19 protein-coding genes are annotated in these 16,598 nt (G+C 56.6%); 11 read left to right on the forward strand and 8 right to left on the reverse strand.

Annotated elements, in window-relative coordinates; translation table 11 throughout:
- Positions 1-108: 108 nt before the first annotated feature.
- From AC1QQ2_RS06760 to plsY, 3 genes are all read left to right on the forward strand, one after another.
- A complete protein-coding gene (locus AC1QQ2_RS06760; protein WP_479712563.1) occupies positions 109-588 on the forward strand; it encodes a hypothetical protein in 480 nt (159 codons plus the stop codon).
- Between the two features lie 64 nt (positions 589-652).
- Entirely contained in the window at positions 653-1,930 is a 1,278-nt protein-coding gene (gene pyrC / locus AC1QQ2_RS06765; protein WP_479712564.1) for a dihydroorotase, read from the forward strand.
- A 3-nt stretch (positions 1,931-1,933) separates the two neighbouring features.
- Positions 1,934-2,542, forward strand: coding sequence for a glycerol-3-phosphate 1-O-acyltransferase PlsY (gene plsY / locus AC1QQ2_RS06770; RefSeq protein WP_479712565.1), 609 nt, complete (start codon positions 1,934-1,936; stop codon positions 2,540-2,542).
- On the opposite strand, the gene AC1QQ2_RS06775 is transcribed toward plsY, so the two are convergent.
- The 3 genes from AC1QQ2_RS06775 to AC1QQ2_RS06785 all read right to left on the reverse strand — a co-directional run bounded on the left by AC1QQ2_RS06775 (position 2,543) and on the right by AC1QQ2_RS06785 (position 5,244).
- Complete coding sequence (locus AC1QQ2_RS06775) at positions 2,543-3,913, reverse strand: glutamate--cysteine ligase (protein WP_479712566.1); 1,371 nt, start codon at positions 3,911-3,913, stop codon at positions 2,543-2,545.
- Between the two features lie 74 nt (positions 3,914-3,987).
- Positions 3,988-4,521 carry a hypothetical protein gene (locus AC1QQ2_RS06780; protein ID WP_479712567.1) on the reverse strand — a complete coding sequence of 178 codons (534 nt, stop codon included), beginning with the start codon at positions 4,519-4,521 and terminating at the stop codon, positions 3,988-3,990.
- Between the two features lie 3 nt (positions 4,522-4,524).
- On the reverse strand, positions 4,525-5,244 hold the full coding sequence (locus tag AC1QQ2_RS06785; RefSeq protein WP_479712568.1) for a 16S rRNA (uracil(1498)-N(3))-methyltransferase: 720 nt from the start codon (positions 5,242-5,244) through the stop codon (positions 4,525-4,527).
- 12 nt (positions 5,245-5,256) lie between these two features.
- On the opposite strand from AC1QQ2_RS06785, the gene ubiA reads away from it, so the two are divergent.
- Genes ubiA through AC1QQ2_RS06800 form a run of 3 tightly spaced genes read left to right on the forward strand, consistent with a single transcriptional unit; the run spans position 5,257 to position 8,527 of the window.
- The gene (gene ubiA / locus AC1QQ2_RS06790) at positions 5,257-6,216 is read left to right on the forward strand and encodes a 4-hydroxybenzoate octaprenyltransferase (protein ID WP_479712569.1); all 960 of its coding nucleotides are present in this window, start codon (positions 5,257-5,259) and stop codon (positions 6,214-6,216) included.
- 60 nt (positions 6,217-6,276) lie between these two features.
- Positions 6,277-8,190: an OmpA family protein gene (locus AC1QQ2_RS06795; RefSeq protein WP_479712570.1), complete on the forward strand. Its 1,914-nt coding sequence runs from the start codon at positions 6,277-6,279 to the stop codon at positions 8,188-8,190.
- 10 nt (positions 8,191-8,200) lie between these two features.
- Complete coding sequence (locus AC1QQ2_RS06800) at positions 8,201-8,527, forward strand: hypothetical protein (RefSeq protein WP_067550271.1); 327 nt, start codon at positions 8,201-8,203, stop codon at positions 8,525-8,527.
- A gap of 7 nt (positions 8,528-8,534) precedes the next feature.
- Here the strand turns inward: AC1QQ2_RS06800 and AC1QQ2_RS06805 are convergent, their stop codons facing one another.
- Entirely contained in the window at positions 8,535-9,482 is a 948-nt protein-coding gene (locus AC1QQ2_RS06805) for an L-threonylcarbamoyladenylate synthase (RefSeq protein WP_479712571.1), read from the reverse strand.
- A gap of 108 nt (positions 9,483-9,590) precedes the next feature.
- On the opposite strand from AC1QQ2_RS06805, the gene AC1QQ2_RS06810 reads away from it, so the two are divergent.
- The 5 genes from AC1QQ2_RS06810 (at position 9,591) to AC1QQ2_RS06830 (ending at position 13,709) form a co-directional block, all read left to right on the forward strand.
- Positions 9,591-11,291, forward strand: coding sequence for an acyl-CoA dehydrogenase (locus AC1QQ2_RS06810; protein WP_479712572.1), 1,701 nt, complete (start codon positions 9,591-9,593; stop codon positions 11,289-11,291).
- Positions 11,291-12,328 (forward strand): MBL fold metallo-hydrolase, encoded by a 1,038-nt coding sequence (locus AC1QQ2_RS06815; protein ID WP_479712573.1) that lies wholly within the window; start codon positions 11,291-11,293, stop codon positions 12,326-12,328. Before AC1QQ2_RS06810 ends, AC1QQ2_RS06815 begins: the two co-directional genes overlap by 1 nt.
- A 48-nt stretch (positions 12,329-12,376) precedes the next feature.
- Complete coding sequence (locus tag AC1QQ2_RS06820; RefSeq protein WP_479712574.1) at positions 12,377-12,844, forward strand: DUF6173 family protein; 468 nt, start codon at positions 12,377-12,379, stop codon at positions 12,842-12,844.
- Between the two features lie 81 nt (positions 12,845-12,925).
- On the forward strand, positions 12,926-13,060 hold the full coding sequence (locus tag AC1QQ2_RS06825; protein WP_105235855.1) for an aa3-type cytochrome c oxidase subunit IV: 135 nt from the start codon (positions 12,926-12,928) through the stop codon (positions 13,058-13,060).
- 58 nt (positions 13,061-13,118) lie between these two features.
- On the forward strand, positions 13,119-13,709 hold the full coding sequence (locus AC1QQ2_RS06830) for a hypothetical protein (RefSeq protein ID WP_479712575.1): 591 nt from the start codon (positions 13,119-13,121) through the stop codon (positions 13,707-13,709).
- Here the strand turns inward: AC1QQ2_RS06830 and AC1QQ2_RS06835 are convergent.
- The 4 genes from AC1QQ2_RS06835 to greA form a co-directional block, all read right to left on the reverse strand.
- Positions 13,693-14,028, reverse strand: coding sequence for an AzlD domain-containing protein (locus AC1QQ2_RS06835; protein ID WP_249945991.1), 336 nt, complete (start codon positions 14,026-14,028; stop codon positions 13,693-13,695). The two genes, AC1QQ2_RS06830 and AC1QQ2_RS06835, sit on opposite strands and share 17 nt — an antisense overlap.
- Complete coding sequence (locus AC1QQ2_RS06840; protein ID WP_479712576.1) at positions 14,019-14,738, reverse strand: AzlC family ABC transporter permease; 720 nt, start codon at positions 14,736-14,738, stop codon at positions 14,019-14,021. The genes AC1QQ2_RS06835 and AC1QQ2_RS06840 overlap by 10 nt, the downstream gene beginning before the upstream one ends.
- 85 nt (positions 14,739-14,823) lie before the next feature.
- Entirely contained in the window at positions 14,824-15,813 is a 990-nt protein-coding gene (locus tag AC1QQ2_RS06845) for a hypothetical protein (protein ID WP_105235859.1), read from the reverse strand.
- Positions 15,814-15,832: 19 nt separating this feature from the next.
- Positions 15,833-16,303 carry a transcription elongation factor GreA gene (gene greA / locus AC1QQ2_RS06850; RefSeq protein ID WP_067550290.1) on the reverse strand — a complete coding sequence of 157 codons (471 nt, stop codon included), beginning with the start codon at positions 16,301-16,303 and terminating at the stop codon, positions 15,833-15,835.
- Between the last annotated feature and the right edge of the window lie 295 nt (positions 16,304-16,598).

Raw genomic sequence — 16,598 nt, forward strand, 5'->3', positions numbered from 1 at the left:
GATGAGTGACAAACGGAAATCAGATGCGCGAATGGGCGGCATGGTGGCAATGGCCGCACTCGCCGTGATGGCGCTTTTGGTAGTGGTCATGGTCGTAATAGCTGGCTGATGGCAAATCGCGAACACCAACCTGACAATGCCATTTTGGGCATGAACCGGAACTTCGTCCCGACGATCCCTCTTAACGATGGCGAAGCAGAGATCATGCGCATGACGGCTGATACCGTCACATTTTGGCGATCACAGGCGTGGATGGCGCTGTTTTTCTCAGTCGTCGGCGCGGGCATTCTGATCGGCATGGGCAATCCGCACTGGTGGACTGCGACCGTCGGGGCTGTTTTGGCGATTGGGGTTCGGGCGCTTTACCTTGGCCCAGATGAACGTAAATCCGTCTGGGTTCTGACCAATCAACGCATGATGGGCCCACAAAACAAGGTCACGACCTTGGACAACATCACCAAGGTCAACGTGATTTGGACCGCCGTCCAAGTTGTAACACTGAACGGTGATAAACATCTGATCCGTTATCAAGGCGATCCCGACGCTGTGAAAGACGCGATTGAGGCTGCACAGGCCACTTCCCACTGACACCGCTTGCGCCCTGCGTTTGTTCGCTTATACCCAAAGACCAAAGGCGGCCTGAGGGACGGACATGGACGATATTCTTTTTCATAACGCACGACTGATTGATCCGGTCACACTGACCGATAGCCTCGGGGCGATCACGGTCAAAGATGGCAAAATCACAGCCATCCTCGAAAAAGGTGAAACGCGTCCAGCAAAAGAGACGATTGATTGCGGCGGACTATGCCTCGCGCCCGGCATCGTGGACATGGGCGTGAAGGTCGGCGAACCCGGCGAGCGTCATAAAGAATCCTACCGCACCGCAGGCCGTGCCGCAGCGGCCAGTGGCGTGACCACTATTGTCACTCGTCCAGACACCACGGCTGCGATTGATACCCCTGAAACACTCGAGTTCGTCGCGCGTCGTGCGCAGGCCGATGCAAAGGTCAACGTTTGCCACATGGCCGCGCTGACCAAAGGTCGCGATGGCCGCGAGATGACAGAGATCGGGTTCCTTTTGGATGCGGGGGCTGTCGCCTTTACGGACGGCGATCACGTGGTCACCGATGCCAAGATTTACAGCCGCGCCCTGACCTACGCCAAAAGCCTTGGCGCACTGGTGATCGGCCACGTCCAAGAACCAACGCTTTCCGCAGGATCGTCGGTGACATCTGGTAAATTCGCGTCCCTTCGCGGCCTGCCGGGGGTCAACCCAATTGCAGAGCGTATGGGCCTCGACCGTGATATTTCGCTGATCGAAATGACGGGTGCAAGGTATCACGCGGACCAAATCACCACCGCCCGCGCGCTCCCCGCTCTTGAACGCGCGAAACGCAATGGGCTGGACGTCACAGCAGGGGTCGGCATCCACCACCTGACGTTAAACGAATTCGACGTTGCGGACTATCGAACCTTCTTTAAGTTCAAACCGCCTCTGCGTAGCGAAGAAGATCGGATCGCTGTCATTCAAGCTGTTGAGAGCGGGTTGATCGATGTGATCTGTTCGATGCACACCCCCCAAGACGAAGAATCCAAGCGCCTGCCGTTTGAAGATGCGGCGAGCGGTGCGGTCGGGCTAGAAACCTTGCTGCCCGCCTCGCTCCGTCTGGTACATGCTGGGCATATTACATTGCCTAAACTGTTCCGCGCATTGTCGCTGAACCCTGCGCGTCGACTCGGCCTCGACTGTGGTCGTTTGATTGCCGATGCACCTGCAGACCTCGTCTTGTTCGATCCAGATGCGCCGTTTATCCTTGATCGGTCAAAACTCCGCTCGAAATCCAAAAATACCCCCTTTGACGGCGCCCGTCTTCAAGGCACAGTCGCAGGCACATGGGTCGCGGGTCGCCGCGTCGATCAGGAGTAACCGATGCCCGACTTCAGCCAAGCCCCGACCGCCGTCATCCTTTGGTCCGTTATCGGCTATCTTTTGGGGTCCATACCCTTTGGCATGATCCTCGCTAAAGCGATGAACCTTGGCGACCTGCGCAAAATCGGGTCGGGCAACATCGGTGCGACGAACGTTCTGCGGACTGGCAACAAAAAAGCCGCTGCGCTGACGCTGATTTTTGATGGTGGCAAGGGTGCTGTGGCTGTTCTACTCGCTCGCGCTTTTGCTGGCGAAGGTGCTGCACAGGCGGCCGCGCTCTTTGCGTTCTTTGGTCACTGTTTTCCTGTGTGGCTGGGATTTAAGGGCGGCAAAGGTGTCGCGACTTTCATCGGCATCATGCTCGCCATCTCTTGGCCGATTGGCCTCATGGTCTGCGCAACATGGCTTTTGACCGCCGTGATCAGCCGTTATTCGTCGCTGTCAGCGCTTTTGGCGTCTGGCCTATCGCCCGTCTACGCAGCCCTGATCGGACGCCATGAACTATTCATGCTCTGCGTTCTACTGGCAGTCCTGATTTACTGGCGCCATTGGGCCAATATTCAGAGACTGCGCAGCGGAACCGAGGGTAAGATCGGCCAAAAGGGCTGATCAGTAGCTATAATCGCCATAAATTTTGGTCAGGTCGCCGTTCCAATCACCATTGTAACGGGCGATCAGTTCGTCCGCAGGCGCTTGACCCGTTTCAAGGCTCTCTTTTAGGGCATTCAGGAAATGGGTCTCATCAGGAATGAGGCCATTCGCGCCGACTTTGGCACGGGCTTTCAAACCAGCCTCGGAAATAGCGACGACTTCTTTGGCGAGGTCCATCATTTTGATATTGCCGACCTGCGCATGCAAACCATCAACTGACGCAGCAACACGCAGAGCTTCGCGGGTTTCAGCATCAAACCCTTTGGCCAAGTCCCAAGCGGCGTCGAGCGCGGATTGGTCATACATCATGCCAACCCAAAGCGCAGGCAGCGCACACAGACGACGCCACGGACCGCCATCGGCACCGCGCATTTCCATGTATTTCTTAATACGCGCCTCGGGGAATGCCGTGGTCAGGTGGTCAGCCCAATCCGACAATGTCGGGGTCTCACCTGGCAATGCGGGCAGTTGACCCTTCATGAAATCGCGGAATGACTGGCCCAGCGCATTGATGTATTTGCCATCGCGGTAAACAAAGTACATCGGCACATCGAGCGCGTAATCCACGTAGCGTTCAAAGCCCATGCCGTCTTCGAACACGAAGGGCAGCATCCCCGTGCGGCTGTCATCAAGGTGCCGCCAAATCTGCGAACGCCACGATTTGTGACCGTTCAACTTGCCCTCAAAGAAGGGCGAGTTCGCGAACAGCGCGGTCGCGACAGGCTGCAACGCCAGAGCTACGCGGAATTTCTGCACCATGTCGGCCTCAGACGCGAAGTCGAGGTTCACCTGAACCGTGCAGGTCCGATACATCATCTGCGTGCCGCTCGTGCCAACACGGCCCATGTATTCGGTCATCAGCTTGTAACGCCCCTTGGGCATCACAGGCATATCTTCGTGCTTCCAAATCGGCGCGGCACCCAGACCGATAAAGCTGACGCCCACTTCATCCGCGATAGAGTGCACTTCACGCAGGTGTTCGTTCACTTCATCACAGGTCTGGTGGATGGTTTCCAAAGGCGCACCAGATAGTTCCAGCTGCCCACCCGGTTCTAGGCTCACGTTGGCGCCGTTGCGGGTCAGGCCGATCAGTTGCCCCGCTTCGTGAACGGGATCCCAGCCATAGCGATCACGTAGCCCTTCGAGCATCGCTTTGACCGACCGTTCGCCCTCATAGGGGATCGGGCGTAGGCTATCACGGCAGTAGCCGAACTTTTCGTGTTCGGTGCCAATGCGCCAATCTTCTTTGGGTTTGCACCCAGAGGCGAGGTATTCCGCCAGCTGGTCATGGCTTTCGATCGGGCCTCCGCCGGATTGTGGTATAGACATGGGGTCGCCTCGATCTGTTAAATTCGTAATGAAGCTTTGAGGTGGACTTGTTAGCGGGTCAAGTCAAGGGATGGTCAGACCTGTTTTTCCACGTGCAAATCACCTGCGCGCCACAGCACAAAACGTTGTTCTTTTTTCGCCTCCAGCGCCTTGAGGGCCGTTGCGAAATCGAACCCTTTTAGCGCCGCAAGCGCATCGATAAGTTTCTCAGCGCCCTGAGCCGCAGATGGCACTGCCAATCTTTGGCCGTCCGTCTGAGTGAAAATCCAAAGCGCCTTTGCGCCCGCAGTCACCTGAACCTCGACCATTTTCAGCAGGTCCATATCGACGGACCCGCCAAAATGCGCCGACATCCAAGAAATCCGACGTTCGTCAATTTCGACGATCCCCGGACCGTCACCTGAGGCCGCTTTGCTGAACCGTGCCCGACGAAGCCCATCGAGAGCCACAACGAAACCGACAAGAGTGACCGCATAAGCGAACCAAAGGACGATCCCAAAGCTAAAAGACGCGAGCCACAGGCCAAGCGCAACAATTGCGCCACCCATGATGGTTTGCTGATGACGTAGCAGCGCCGCCTTGGCTTCGGGCCGGATCAGGTTTTCCATGTCTTACCAATCGCCCAAAAGCTGCTGCCAAACCGTAAGGGCAGCCACGGCAGCTGTGTCGGCGCGCAGAATGCGCGGACCGAGGCTGACGGAATGCGCATAGGGTTTAGATTTCAGACGTGTGCGCTCTGCCTCTGAAAAACCGCCCTCTGGTCCGATCAAGATCGCCCATGGGCCCTTGCCTGCACCAGTCAGAACCTCTTGGGCACCGACAAGCGCCTCGTCACAGAACATCAACTGTCGGCTTTCGTCCCAATGGTCGAGCACCTTGGACAGTTTCTCCATTTCCCCAACCTCAGGAACATAGGTGCCGCCGCACTGCTCTGCCGCCTCAAGCGCGTGGGCCTGCAAGCGTTCTACATTCACACGCCCAGAGTTGGTAAAGTCGGTTTGAACAGGGATGATCCGCGCCGCGCCCATCTCTGCCGCTTTTTCGACGATGAAATCAGTGCGGTCTTTTTTGATCGGCGCAAAATAGAACCAGAGGTCAGGCGGCATTTGCAGCGGCTTTGTCTGCAACACGCAAACAAGCGATCCTGCCTTTTTACCTGCCTGCGCAACTTCTGCATCCCATTCGCCGTCACGACCGTTGAACAGCGACACGACTGTGCCTTCGGTCAAACGCATCACGCCAAAAAGGTAATGAGCCTGCTCTTTTTCAAGAGAGACGGTTTGCCCTTCACCAAGGGCCTGTTCTACATAGAGCCGAACTTTAGATGCCATGGGGCGGACAATATGAGCGACACCGACCAAATGCCAGAGGGCACAGTAGCCGATGCGGTGAAAGGCAATTGGGTCGATACGCTAGCGTCCGCGTGGACCCGTCCCTACCTCAGGCTATCTCGCGCGGATCGGCCCATCGGGACTTGGCTCTTGCTCTTGCCCTGCTGGTGGAGCCTCGCGCTCGCCATTCTGCAGACAAACAGCGTTGGTCTATTCGACCTCTGGATTGCCGTCAGTTGCGCGGTCGGGGCGTTCTTAATGCGTGGTGCGGGCTGCACTTGGAATGACATTACGGATCGGGACTTTGACGCGGCAGTTGCACGAACACGGTCCCGCCCGATCCCGTCAGGCCAAGTCACCCCGAAAAAAGCCGCCCTCTGGATGGTGCTTCAGGCGCTTATTTCGCTAGGCATCCTCGTCAGCTTTAACACCTTCACGATCGCCCTCGGTGTCGTGTCGATTATTCCCGTGCTGATCTACCCATTCGCAAAACGGTTCACATGGTGGCCACAAGTGTTCCTCGGCATCGCGTTCAACTGGGGCGCACTTATGGGCTGGGCCGCACACACGGGATCACTGGGTTGGCCGCCTGTACTGTTGTATCTGGGCGGCATTGCATGGACGCTGTTCTATGACACGATCTACGCCCATCAAGACACCGAAGACGATGCTCTGATCGGCGTAAAATCGACCGCTCGTCTGTTTGGGGATCGCTCCGCAATGTGGCTCCGTTGGTTCCTAATCGCGACCGTTGCGCTGCTGGGTTCTGCTGCCGTTCTGGCCACGATCGACCGTTCAATGCTATCTCTGGTGGTAGCCGTTTGTGGCGTTTGGGCGATGGGCTGGCATTTGATGTGGCAGCTCACACGGTTCAATTCCGACGACAACGCCATTTTGTTGAAACTTTTCAGATCCAACCGCGATACTGGTCTCATTCCTGTGCTGTTTTTCGCCTGCGCGGTTTTACTTTGATTGCACCTTTGGGCTGTAGGGCCTAGACAATACGAAATTCAAAAAAGAGCCGCCCTACATATGCGTCTATCCTCGGTTTTCATTCGCGTCGGCACCTTCGGAGTGGCTGCACTGATTGCAACCTTGGGCGCGCAGAGTGCCGTGCACCTTCTCGAAGACAAATCCACGCTCGCCGTTCAAGAAGCCCTGCTCGATGCTGATCTAGGATGGGTTCGCGTGATCGGCGATGGCCTTCAGGTCGTGCTCGAAGGCGAAGCCCCTGACGAAGTGTTCCGCCTGCGGGCTGTGAACGCGGCGGGTGGTGTGGTTGATGCAAGTCGCGTGATCAGCAATATGGGCGTTGCCAATCAGACCGGCATTGAGGCACCTGATTTTGCCATCGAAATCCTGCGCAACGACAGCGGCGTGTCGCTGATTGGGCTTATCCCCGCGTCAACGGATCGGCAGAACTTGAATGGCCGTATCGCGACCGCAGCAAAAGGCAGCACTGTGACGGACCTTCTTGAGGGTGCGGATTATCCTGTTCCAGAAGGCTGGCGGAGCGCTGTGAACTTTGCTCTGCGGGCGCTGGAGGTCCTTCCTCGCTCTAAAATCTCTGTCAGTGCTGGATCAGTGACAATCAACGCCAGTGCAGACAGTGGCGATCAACGACGCGATCTAGAGCAACGGATCAGGTCGCTAAAACCGGACAATGTAGCACTTGCTCTGACAATCACCGCACCGCGTCCCGTTGTGTCCCCCTACATCACGCGCTTCATCATCGACGAAAACGGCGCACGGTTTGAAGCCTGCACAGCAGATACGGCAGCGTCGCGCGACAAAATCCTGACCGCAGCCCATGCAAACGGCTACGAGGGGCGCGATTCGTGCACCTTGGCTTTGGGCGTTCCATCGCGCACGTGGGGCGATGCTGTCTCGCAATCGATCAATGCGTTGGGCGAGCTAGGCGGCGGGACACTGACCGTTTCGGACGCCGACGTCACCGTGACCGCGCCAGTTAATACAGATCAGGCGACTTTCGACGACGTCATCGGTCGTTTGGACAACGCTCTGCCTGAGTTATTCGCACTCACAGCCCATCTACCGACTACGACGGAAAATGGCGACGATGGTCCCGAGCAATTCATTGCGACACTGAGCGAAGACTCCAAACTGGACCTCAGCGGCCGCGTGCCAGATGACCTGACAAATATGGTTATCGAAAACTACGCGCGGGCAAAATTCGCTGGTGATGAGGTCGTCATGGGCACGTTGGTCGATAGCGAGGGACTGCCCGCTGGATGGCAAGTCCGCGTTCTGGCTGGCTTAGATGCATTGTCGAACCTGTCGAACGGTACCGTGATCATCCAATCCGACACGATTTTGATCACTGGTCAAACTGGTGACGAAGAAGCCTCTGCCAATATTTCGGGCCTTCTGGTCGAGAAGTTTGGGTCGGACGCGACCTTTAGTGTCGATGTCGAATATGTACCGCAGCTCGACCTCGTCGTGGAAACACCGTCGTCCGAAGACTGCGTTGCACAAATCAATGTCGTCACCGAAAATCGCAAAATTACCTTTGATCCTGGTTCTGCGACGCTCACCACTGACACGCTTCCTGTGATGGACGACATCGCGGAAATCCTAAGCCAGTGCGTCGATATTGAACTTGAAATCGCTGGCTATACGGATAGCCAAGGCAGCGAAGAGATGAACGCAAGGCTCAGCCAGAATCGCGCCGAATCTGTTGTGTCAGCGCTGCGTATGCGCCGCATCATCACCTCTAGCTTCACAGCCAAAGGATATGGTGAGGCCGATCCGATCGCCGACAACGACACCGAAGAAGGCCGCGAAGCAAACCGCCGTATCGAATTCCACTTGGTTCAGCCCGAACCGACCGAGGACGCTACAGCGGAGCCTGATGCGACCGAAACGCCAACCGACGAAACCGCGCCCGTGACCGAGAGCGCCCCCGCCGACAAAGCCGCCGAATAAGGGACACGTCATGAACAGAACCGAGCTTATCTTTGCAACGGCAGTCATCCTGTTTGTGGCCTTCTCTTTGGGATGGTTCGCAAGCTGGCTGATCAACCGCTTCACTCGCGTGACCAAAGCCGAAATCGGTGAATTGGACCGCATGGCGCAGGCCCTGCACGAAGCCGAAGAAACCCGCGATCAGGCGATCACCTACCTGCAACAGCGCGAGGCAGAGATCACCAACCAACTGGCGCAGACCGAGGCAGAGTTGCGCGCAGCCATGGACGGCCTACGCGATGCGCGTCACGAGGCCGAAGAGCTTCGGATGTATATCGAAAAGAACAACCTCGGCTGAGATTGCGTTAGTCCCGTGGGGCAGCTGCGCGAGCAAGGCGATCATTGATCGCGCGACCCAGCCCAACGTCAGGCACGGGCGACACCGCAATCTTTGCGGCCCCCAGTGCGTTCAGTCGATGCAAGCACTCAAAGAGGTTCGCCGCGGCTTCGACCAAATCACCCGTTTCAGACAACGACAGTGCCGCGCCCTCAACTGGGCCGAATCCCAGAAGGGTTTCGTCTGGCTGTGGTTCAGTCACGTTCAAACGCATGGTGCCTTCGGGCGCATAATGTGACGCGAGTTGCCCCGGCGCGACGATTCCCTCTCCCGCAGGGACTAGGGGACGGCCCAGCGCGGCCTCGATAGCCTCAGCAGGGACACCGCCCAACCGCAACAACGCGGGTTCACCGACACAGCCGACAATTGTGGACTCGACGCCAACACCGCATTGTCCACCGTCGATGACGGCATCAATTCGGCCCGACAAGCCAGCAATCACGTGGGAAGCCGATGTCGGGCTGACGCGACCCGATGGGTTCGCTGATGGTGCCGCGACAGGTCCGTCGAAAGCACGCAAAACACCCTGCGCGATATCACCTTGGGGCACACGGATCGCTAACGTTTCAAGGCCCGCAGTCACGAGCGGTGAAATACCCGCATCTGCCCGCATCGGCAGAACCAACGTCAAAGCGCCAGGCCAAAATTGCGCGGCCAGAACCTCAGCTTCTGCAGAGAACGTAACATAGCGACGGGCCGTCTCCACATCAGGAACGTGCACAATTAAAGGGTTAAACGACGGGCGCCCTTTGGCCGCGTAAATCTGCGCAACGGCATGATCGTTCCGCGCATCTGCGCCCAGCCCGTAGACCGTTTCCGTTGGGAACGCGACCAGCCCTCCCTCACGCCAAATCTGGGCGGCACGGGTCAAATCATCACTTTTGGACGAAAGTAGTATGGTCTTCACGGTGGTCATGACGCTGCGTTTCAGTTGCGGGGTCGGAGGGCATGGCTACCCTACTCTTTGATAAAGTGGAATAGACTGACCATTCTTTGGCCAATCCCGTGAAGTGAAGGACATCAGATGCCGTATCGTAGCCCCGTTTCCGATTTTCGGTTCATCATGGATCACATTGTCGATTTTGACGCGGTTGCGCAAACAGACAAATACGAAGAGGCCACACCTGATCTGGTCGACGCAATCCTAGGCGAAGCGGGCAAGCTCTGTGATGAGGTCATCTATCCCGTCCAGCGCAATGGTGATCTGCACCCTGCAAAGCTGGAAAACGGCATCGTTCGCACCTCCCCCGGTTTCGCTGAGGCCTTTTCTGCCATCGCCGAAGGAGGCTGGATCGGCGTATGTGCGAACCCTGAACACGGCGGTATGGGGCTTCCTGTTACGATCGGCACAGCAATCAATGACATGCTGTCGGGTGCTTGTCTGTCCCTCCACCTCAATCCGCTCCTGACCCAAGGCCAGATTGAAGCGCTGGAACATCACGCAAGCGATGAGATCAAAGAACTGTATTTGCCGAAACTGATTTCGGGCGAATGGACAGGGACGATGAACCTGACCGAACCGCAAGCTGGTTCTGACGTTGGCGCGCTGTCATCCAAAGCGGAACCGCTGGGCGACGGCAGCTTTGCGATCACGGGGCAGAAAATCTACATCACTTGGGGTGATAGCGATTTCAGCGAAAACATCTGCCATCTTGTTTTGGCCCGCTTGCCCGATGGTGTTCCTGGCACCAAAGGCATCAGCCTCTTTATCGTTCCCAAATTCATCCCGAACGCGGACGGCACTTTGGGTGAACGCAATAACCTGCGCGTTGTGAGCCTTGAACACAAACTCGGTCTTCACGGTTCGCCAACTGCTGTAATGAGCTATGAAGGTGCGCGTGGCTGGTTGGTCGGCCCCGAAAACGGTGGCATGGCGGCGATGTTCACCATGATGAATAACGCTCGCTTGGGTGTCGGCACCCAAGGGATCGGGATCGCCGAAGCCGCTTATCAAGCTGCTTTGGCCTACGCGATGGACCGCAAACAGGGTAAAGTTGGCGGCACTGGCACCATCGTCGAACACCCCGATGTGCGCCGTATGCTGGCAACGATGAAGGCCGAAATCTTTACCGCACGCACGATTGCACTGGCGTGTGGCGCCGCGATTGACATGGGCATCGCTACGAATGACGAAAAATGGAAGGCCCGCGCGGCCCTACTCACCCCGATTGCAAAGGCGTTCGGCACAGATGTTGGTATTGATGTGGCCAATACGGGCATCCAAGTTCACGGCGGCATGGGTTTTGTCGAAGAAACAGGCGCAGCCCAGTATTTGCGCGATGTTCGTGTGACCGCGATTTATGAAGGCACCAACGGCATTCAGGCCATGGACCTTGTTGGACGCAAAATGATGGACGGCGGTGACGCGGCCTATCGCCTACTCGACGAGGTCGAAGCAGGTGCAGATGCCGCAAAAGCGAGCCTACCTGAACTCGCCGAAGCTGTCTGGCAATCTGCAGAGACGCTTCGCGAGACAACGGAATGGTTGGTCGGCCAAGACTTGACGGATCGCTTTGCCGTGTCTGTTCCTTATCTACGTGCGTTCGCACGTGTGCTGGGTGGCCACTACCACCTGACCGCGGCTCTTAAGGGCGACGAAACCCGTAAGAAACTGGCGGCATTCTACATCAAACGCCTGCTGCCCGAACATGTCAGCCTCTGCGCTCACGTGCGCGAAGGCAGCGATGATCTTATGGCGATCTCGCCAGACGATCTGGCAGCGTAATGGACGGCAGCAAAAGCCTGATCCGCTACCCGCACGAAACACCGCCTGAAAATGGCGCGGCTATCGAAGTAGCGGAAGGCGTCCTATGGATTCGCCTTCCGCTGCCGATGGCGCTCGACCATGTGAATGTCTACGCGCTGGACGAAGGTGATGGCTGGACCCTCATTGACGCTGGCATCAACACGCGGAAATGTCGTGCCGCGATGGAAGCCGCGATGGCAGGGCCTTTGGCCGGCAAGCCGATCACGCGGGTCGTTCTGACCCACCACCATCCCGACCATGTGGGTTTGGCTGGATGGCTATCGGACCTCGGGGCGGAACTTGTCATGCCTCGCACGGCTTACCTTTTGACGCGTATGCTCACCATGGATGAGCAATCCAACTACTCGGCCCATAACCTCGCTTTTTATCGGCGTAATGGGATGGCGGCTGAGGTTCTTGAGCAGCGCGAAACAGAACGTCCGTTTAACTTTGCCGACTGCGTTTTGCCGCTACCCGCAGGCTACACGCGCATTTGCGATGGTGAGACGATCACCATGGGTGGGCGCACGTGGGACATACGGATGGGCGACGGCCACGCACCAGAACACGCAACGTTCTGGAGCCGCAATGACGCCCTCGTTCTGGGTGGCGATCAACTGCTGCCATCCATTAGCCCGAATATCGGCGTCTACCCGACAGAACCAGACGGCGATCCGTTGGGCGAATGGCTGCGATCCTGCCGTCAGTTCGCGCAGATTGCCAGCCATGACCATTTCGTTCTGGGTGGGCACAAATTGCCTTACTACGGACTGCCCACTCGGCTTCAGCAATTGATCGAAAACCACGCAGGAGCGCTAAGTCGCATCGAGGAGCACCTATCGACACCCCGCGTCGGCGGAGACTGCTTTATCCCGCTGTTCAAGCGCGAGATTACTGGCGATCAATACGGACTGGCCTTTGTCGAAACGGTTGCCCATCTCAATCACCTTTTGAAACAAGGTCGAGTGACCCGTGAAATGGGCCCCGATGGCGCGTGGCTCTGGCAACGGGTCTAGACCTCTGGGCAGAGAAGGCTAGTGTTACCTCTGACAATGGGGGCACCAATGAGCGAACTTTCCGACACAATCGAAACTTCGGCGGAATATGCCGAGAACGCAGTCCTACCCGCACTTCATGAGGTCCATCTCAGTCCTAATGCTCAGTCCGCAACACCGACGCAGATCCCATCCAATCTTCAAGGTAATGGTGAAGAAAAAAGCGCAGCGCGGTGGGCTTATGAACGCCTAATCCTGTATATTCAGAACTTCGAAAACCAGCTTAATGCGGACCAAGAAGTTGCGATGGGCTTTACTGGCTCGGACGCAGGCGTGATGCGGATTGAAGGTTTGGGGTATTTCGACCCTGATATCGTGACGTTCTACGGCAGCACCGACACGGGTACACGCACTCAATTGATCCAGCATGTGGCGCAGCTAAACGTGATGTTGATGGCCCTTCCGAAACCAACCGAGCAAGCAGAGCCCACGCGGATCGGGTTTGAATTGGCGAAAGACCTCGAAACGACGTCATGATGGACATTTTGACATCGTGACAGACAGAATTGAATCGTCTATCCACGCGCAAAGCGAACAGAATTCGAGAAGGAGCCTCACATGGCTGAACACAAGCACGGCACCATGGACGCCAGCACACACGAAGCAACCTTTGAAGGCTTCGTAAAATTCTCAACCCGCGTCGCGACGATCTGCATTGTCGCACTGGTTTTGCTTGCTCTGATTAACGGCTAATCAGCAAGTCACAAATTTCGCGCTTTGGGGGCGCGCATTGATGGATCGGCGATCATTTTTGATAGGCGCGCCGCTGGCATTGGCTGGCTGCGCCGCCGAACCCGTTTGGGCTCCTGACAATCAGGTTGCCAGCATGCGCTATCATCACGATGGCCCGCCCCGCCTTACCCTTATGACCATGCGCAACGTAGGTTCCGGCCGCGGCGCCCATACGAGCCTCATGGTCAATGCATCCGAACGGGTCATTTGGGACCCCGCTGGATCGTTCAAACATCCTTCGATCCCTGAACGCAACGATGTCATCATCGGTGTCACGCCACAGATCGAAGACTATTACATTTCTTACCATTCCCGCGCGACGTTCTACACCGTTGTCCAAGAGCTTGATGTCTCTGCCGATGTTGCGGAACGTGCGCTTCGGGCGGTGATGACACACGGTGCCGTGCAGAAAGCCAATTGCGCACGGTCGACCTCGGCCATACTAAAATCCCTACCGGGGTTTGAACACATCCGCGTCACGTTCTTTCCTGAAACGTTGGAAACGCAATTCGGTAAATTGCCTGGCGTTCGGACACGTGAAGTGCGTGAGGATGATTCCGACGACAACGCGCAGGTGCTCTACCAAATTCAGGTTAACCCGCTGCGCTAAGCTGTAGGCCGATAATCAGCACCGCACTCCCCGCGACAATCGCAGGAAGAACCTTACGCGTCACCATCCCTACAGCCAGCGTGGTCAAGGCGGCAAGCATTCGAACGGGATCGGTCTGGCCATCGGTCGCATTCGGCCAAAGCACCTGTGGCGCGACGAGTGCGGGCAGAACAGCCACTGGCGTGAACCGCAACAACCGAACGACGATGGGTGGCAAGGGGCGATCACCGATGAGTCCCAAGAATGAAAATCGGATCAGAAATGTCCCGACGGCCAAAATGGCGATGACCGTCCAAACCAGCACTGCATCTACAGCCATGTCGCGCTCCGTTTTTCTTGCCAAATCTCCACCGCGGCCCCTGCGGCCATGGCGCAGGCCGCCGCGATCAAAAGCCCCATCCCTGACGGCAAGCCAGAGAGTATAAGTCCAACCGCCACTGACACCGATGCCGCGATCATCTGCGGCACCGTTCTTAGCATTGGCCCAACCAGCGCGATAAAGGTGATCGGCAGTATGAAGTCGATGCCAAGTTCCGTAGGAATAGCTTTACCAATCAGCGCCCCAACCAATGTCGCCGCAATCCAAGTCGGAACAATCGGAGTGGCGACACCAAAAAAGAAGGTAACCTTGCGTTCTACGGGCCACTCTGGATTTTGCTCGTAGGCAATGCTGGCAACCGCATAAGTTTGATCGAAATTCATGTAGGCGATCAGTGCACGCTGCCACAGTGGAGCCTTACCCAGATGCGGCACAAGAGCGGCGGAATACATCGCCATCCTCAGGTTCACCGCTAACGCCGCGGCAATGATCAACCAAAGCCCCGCGTTATCGACCATCATTTGCAACGCCGTAAACTGGGCGGCCCCCGCGATCACAAGCATCGTCATGCCCATGGTTTGCGTCAGCGTGAGCCCCGCATCCATCGCAACAACGCCGAACAAGAGGCCAAAAGGAACGACGACGAACATGAAAGGCAAACCGCCAGTCAAACCTTGACGATAGGCCAATGCACGCGAAGTGGAGAGCATAATGATCAACCAGAATGTGAAACGTCGAATTTGATCATTTATTCAAACTCGGAGTTTTACAACCCCTCGACGATCACGAAATTGATCAGTCAAACGCGCCAGTCACACGGCCCACAAGCATAAAGGCCCGCGCAGTTCTGGTTTCTGACAGTGCTGCGATTTCCTCATCCGTGGCTTGCGGTTCGAACGCCACAAGCATCTGATCAAAACGACGTAAGAAATGGTGCGCGGCATCGCGGAAAATAGCATCCTCGCGCATACGAGCCGAGGTCAGTGCCAGACAGGACCGATCGCGAATACCGCCCAAAACGGCTGTTGCACGACCGCGTTCACCTTTAGCAAAGCGGCGCCAAATTTCTGGACGAGCACGGTCGGGCCGCATGTCGTCCATGTAGATACCGTCCTGGGACAAGAGCGTAAGGACATCTTGGCTCGCCTGAACCAGCTGTCGGGCTTGACGGTCCTTGAGCGCAGCACGAAGGGCAGCAAACCCGTCAGCATCCTGATCCGATTCTGGGAAATTGATCGCACGGATCAACATCGCATTCGAAAGCGGCGGTTGCAGCTCTTCTGCGGTGGTCCCCAAGGCGAGGCTGGGCTGATCGTCGGACGGTTCAGGCTTGGCCAAGGGCAGTTGTACACGGCCCTGTTGGCGGGCCGACGAAAACGTCGCCAATACCGTCTCTGTTTTCTGGGCAGACTGCGCAATTGCGGCCAGTTTTTCTTCGACCTGCCCTGTGATCGCTTTGGACTTCGCCTCACGTTCAGCAAACAACGCCTGACGCATGTCATCTATGGAACTACGCAGGCGTTCTGTTTCTTCGCGGTAGATGCGCGCGGTCCGCGCGGCGCTGGCTGCGACCCAAATCACCGCCACAGGCAGAAACAGCGCAACGAGCGTCATGACAAAGCGCAAGCTATCCATCGACCCGTCGCCATTCGACGGCGCAAAATAGAAAAACGCGCCCGCACCGACGAGCCAAATGAACGTGACCGAATAGCCAATCAGCTCCGCACTCGAAAGAGAGCGGGGTTCGTCTTGGGTTTCTTTAGCTTTGCCTAGACCAGTGCCCATGGCGTGCCGCCTTCCAGCGTTAAACGAAGAGGACCGACAGAATTTCGTAGCTACGGTCACCGCCAGGTGTGCGCACTTCGACGCTGTCACCTTCGTCTTTACCGATCAAAGCGCGAGCGAGCGGCGATTTGATGTTCAACTTGCCGTTCTCAAGATCAGCCTCGTATTCACCAACGATCTGATATTTCTTCTCTTCGTCAGTGTCTTCATCGACCAGCTCAACGGTCGCGCCGAATTTGATTGTGCCCGACAGTTTCGACGGATCAATAACTTCAGCAAGGGACAGAACGCCTTCGAGTTCTTTAATGCGCCCCTCGATGAACGACTGCTTTTCTTTGGCAGAGTGATACTCTGCGTTCTCGGAAAGATCGCCCAGCGCACGCGCTTCGGCAATGGCCTGAATGATAGCTGGACGCTCCACCGATTTGAGGTGTTTGAGTTCAGCGTCAATCTTGTCAAAACCGGCCCGAGTCAGCGGGATCTTTTCCATAATTTACTCCGTCGCACGTCTGTCGTGTTCTCTTGCCCATAACCTATCGGGCAGGTCAAAAGTCAATAGCCCCGCATATCGATTAAAGCTACAAGAAATCAATAAGCCAAGGCGTTTAAGGGGATAACGGTCGCATATAACGCGCCGCTCTACCATAAGACGGATAAAGGCCCGCGATATTTTAACGTCGACACCCCGTCCAAATGTCGCAATGCAGCAAAATAACGCCGTGTCGTGATTGCCCAAGAGTTGCGTCTAGTTTAGTCCTTTTGCGAAAGAATGTTACCCAAGCGCG

This window comes from Aestuarium sp., from assembly GCF_023253315.1.
GTDB classification, from domain to species: domain Bacteria; phylum Pseudomonadota; class Alphaproteobacteria; order Rhodobacterales; family Rhodobacteraceae; genus Marivivens; species Marivivens donghaensis.

Bases quoted from the DNA above. Each gene is read 5' to 3' on its own strand.
- AC1QQ2_RS06760 (WP_479712563.1), top strand. From the start codon at position 109: ATGGCAAATCGCGAACACCAACCTGACAATGCCATTTTGGGCATGAAC.
- pyrC (WP_479712564.1), top strand. From the start codon at position 653: ATGGACGATATTCTTTTTCATAACGCACGACTGATTGATCCGGTCACA.
- plsY (WP_479712565.1), top strand. From the start codon at position 1,934: ATGCCCGACTTCAGCCAAGCCCCGACCGCCGTCATCCTTTGGTCCGTT.
- AC1QQ2_RS06775 (WP_479712566.1), bottom strand. From the start codon at position 3,913: ATGTCTATACCACAATCCGGCGGAGGCCCGATCGAAAGCCATGACCAG.
- AC1QQ2_RS06780 (WP_479712567.1), bottom strand. From the start codon at position 4,521: ATGGAAAACCTGATCCGGCCCGAAGCCAAGGCGGCGCTGCTACGTCAT.
- AC1QQ2_RS06785 (WP_479712568.1), bottom strand. From the start codon at position 5,244: ATGGCATCTAAAGTTCGGCTCTATGTAGAACAGGCCCTTGGTGAAGGG.
- ubiA (WP_479712569.1), top strand. From the start codon at position 5,257: ATGAGCGACACCGACCAAATGCCAGAGGGCACAGTAGCCGATGCGGTG.
- AC1QQ2_RS06795 (WP_479712570.1), top strand. From the start codon at position 6,277: ATGCGTCTATCCTCGGTTTTCATTCGCGTCGGCACCTTCGGAGTGGCT.
- AC1QQ2_RS06800 (WP_067550271.1), top strand. From the start codon at position 8,201: ATGAACAGAACCGAGCTTATCTTTGCAACGGCAGTCATCCTGTTTGTG.
- AC1QQ2_RS06805 (WP_479712571.1), bottom strand. From the start codon at position 9,482: ATGACCACCGTGAAGACCATACTACTTTCGTCCAAAAGTGATGATTTG.
- AC1QQ2_RS06810 (WP_479712572.1), top strand. From the start codon at position 9,591: ATGCCGTATCGTAGCCCCGTTTCCGATTTTCGGTTCATCATGGATCAC.
- AC1QQ2_RS06815 (WP_479712573.1), top strand. From the start codon at position 11,291: ATGGACGGCAGCAAAAGCCTGATCCGCTACCCGCACGAAACACCGCCT.
- AC1QQ2_RS06820 (WP_479712574.1), top strand. From the start codon at position 12,377: ATGAGCGAACTTTCCGACACAATCGAAACTTCGGCGGAATATGCCGAG.
- AC1QQ2_RS06825 (WP_105235855.1), top strand. From the start codon at position 12,926: ATGGCTGAACACAAGCACGGCACCATGGACGCCAGCACACACGAAGCA.
- AC1QQ2_RS06835 (WP_249945991.1), bottom strand. From the start codon at position 14,028: ATGGCTGTAGATGCAGTGCTGGTTTGGACGGTCATCGCCATTTTGGCC.
- AC1QQ2_RS06840 (WP_479712576.1), bottom strand. From the start codon at position 14,738: ATGCTCTCCACTTCGCGTGCATTGGCCTATCGTCAAGGTTTGACTGGC.
- AC1QQ2_RS06845 (WP_105235859.1), bottom strand. From the start codon at position 15,813: ATGGGCACTGGTCTAGGCAAAGCTAAAGAAACCCAAGACGAACCCCGC.
- greA (WP_067550290.1), bottom strand. From the start codon at position 16,303: ATGGAAAAGATCCCGCTGACTCGGGCCGGTTTTGACAAGATTGACGCT.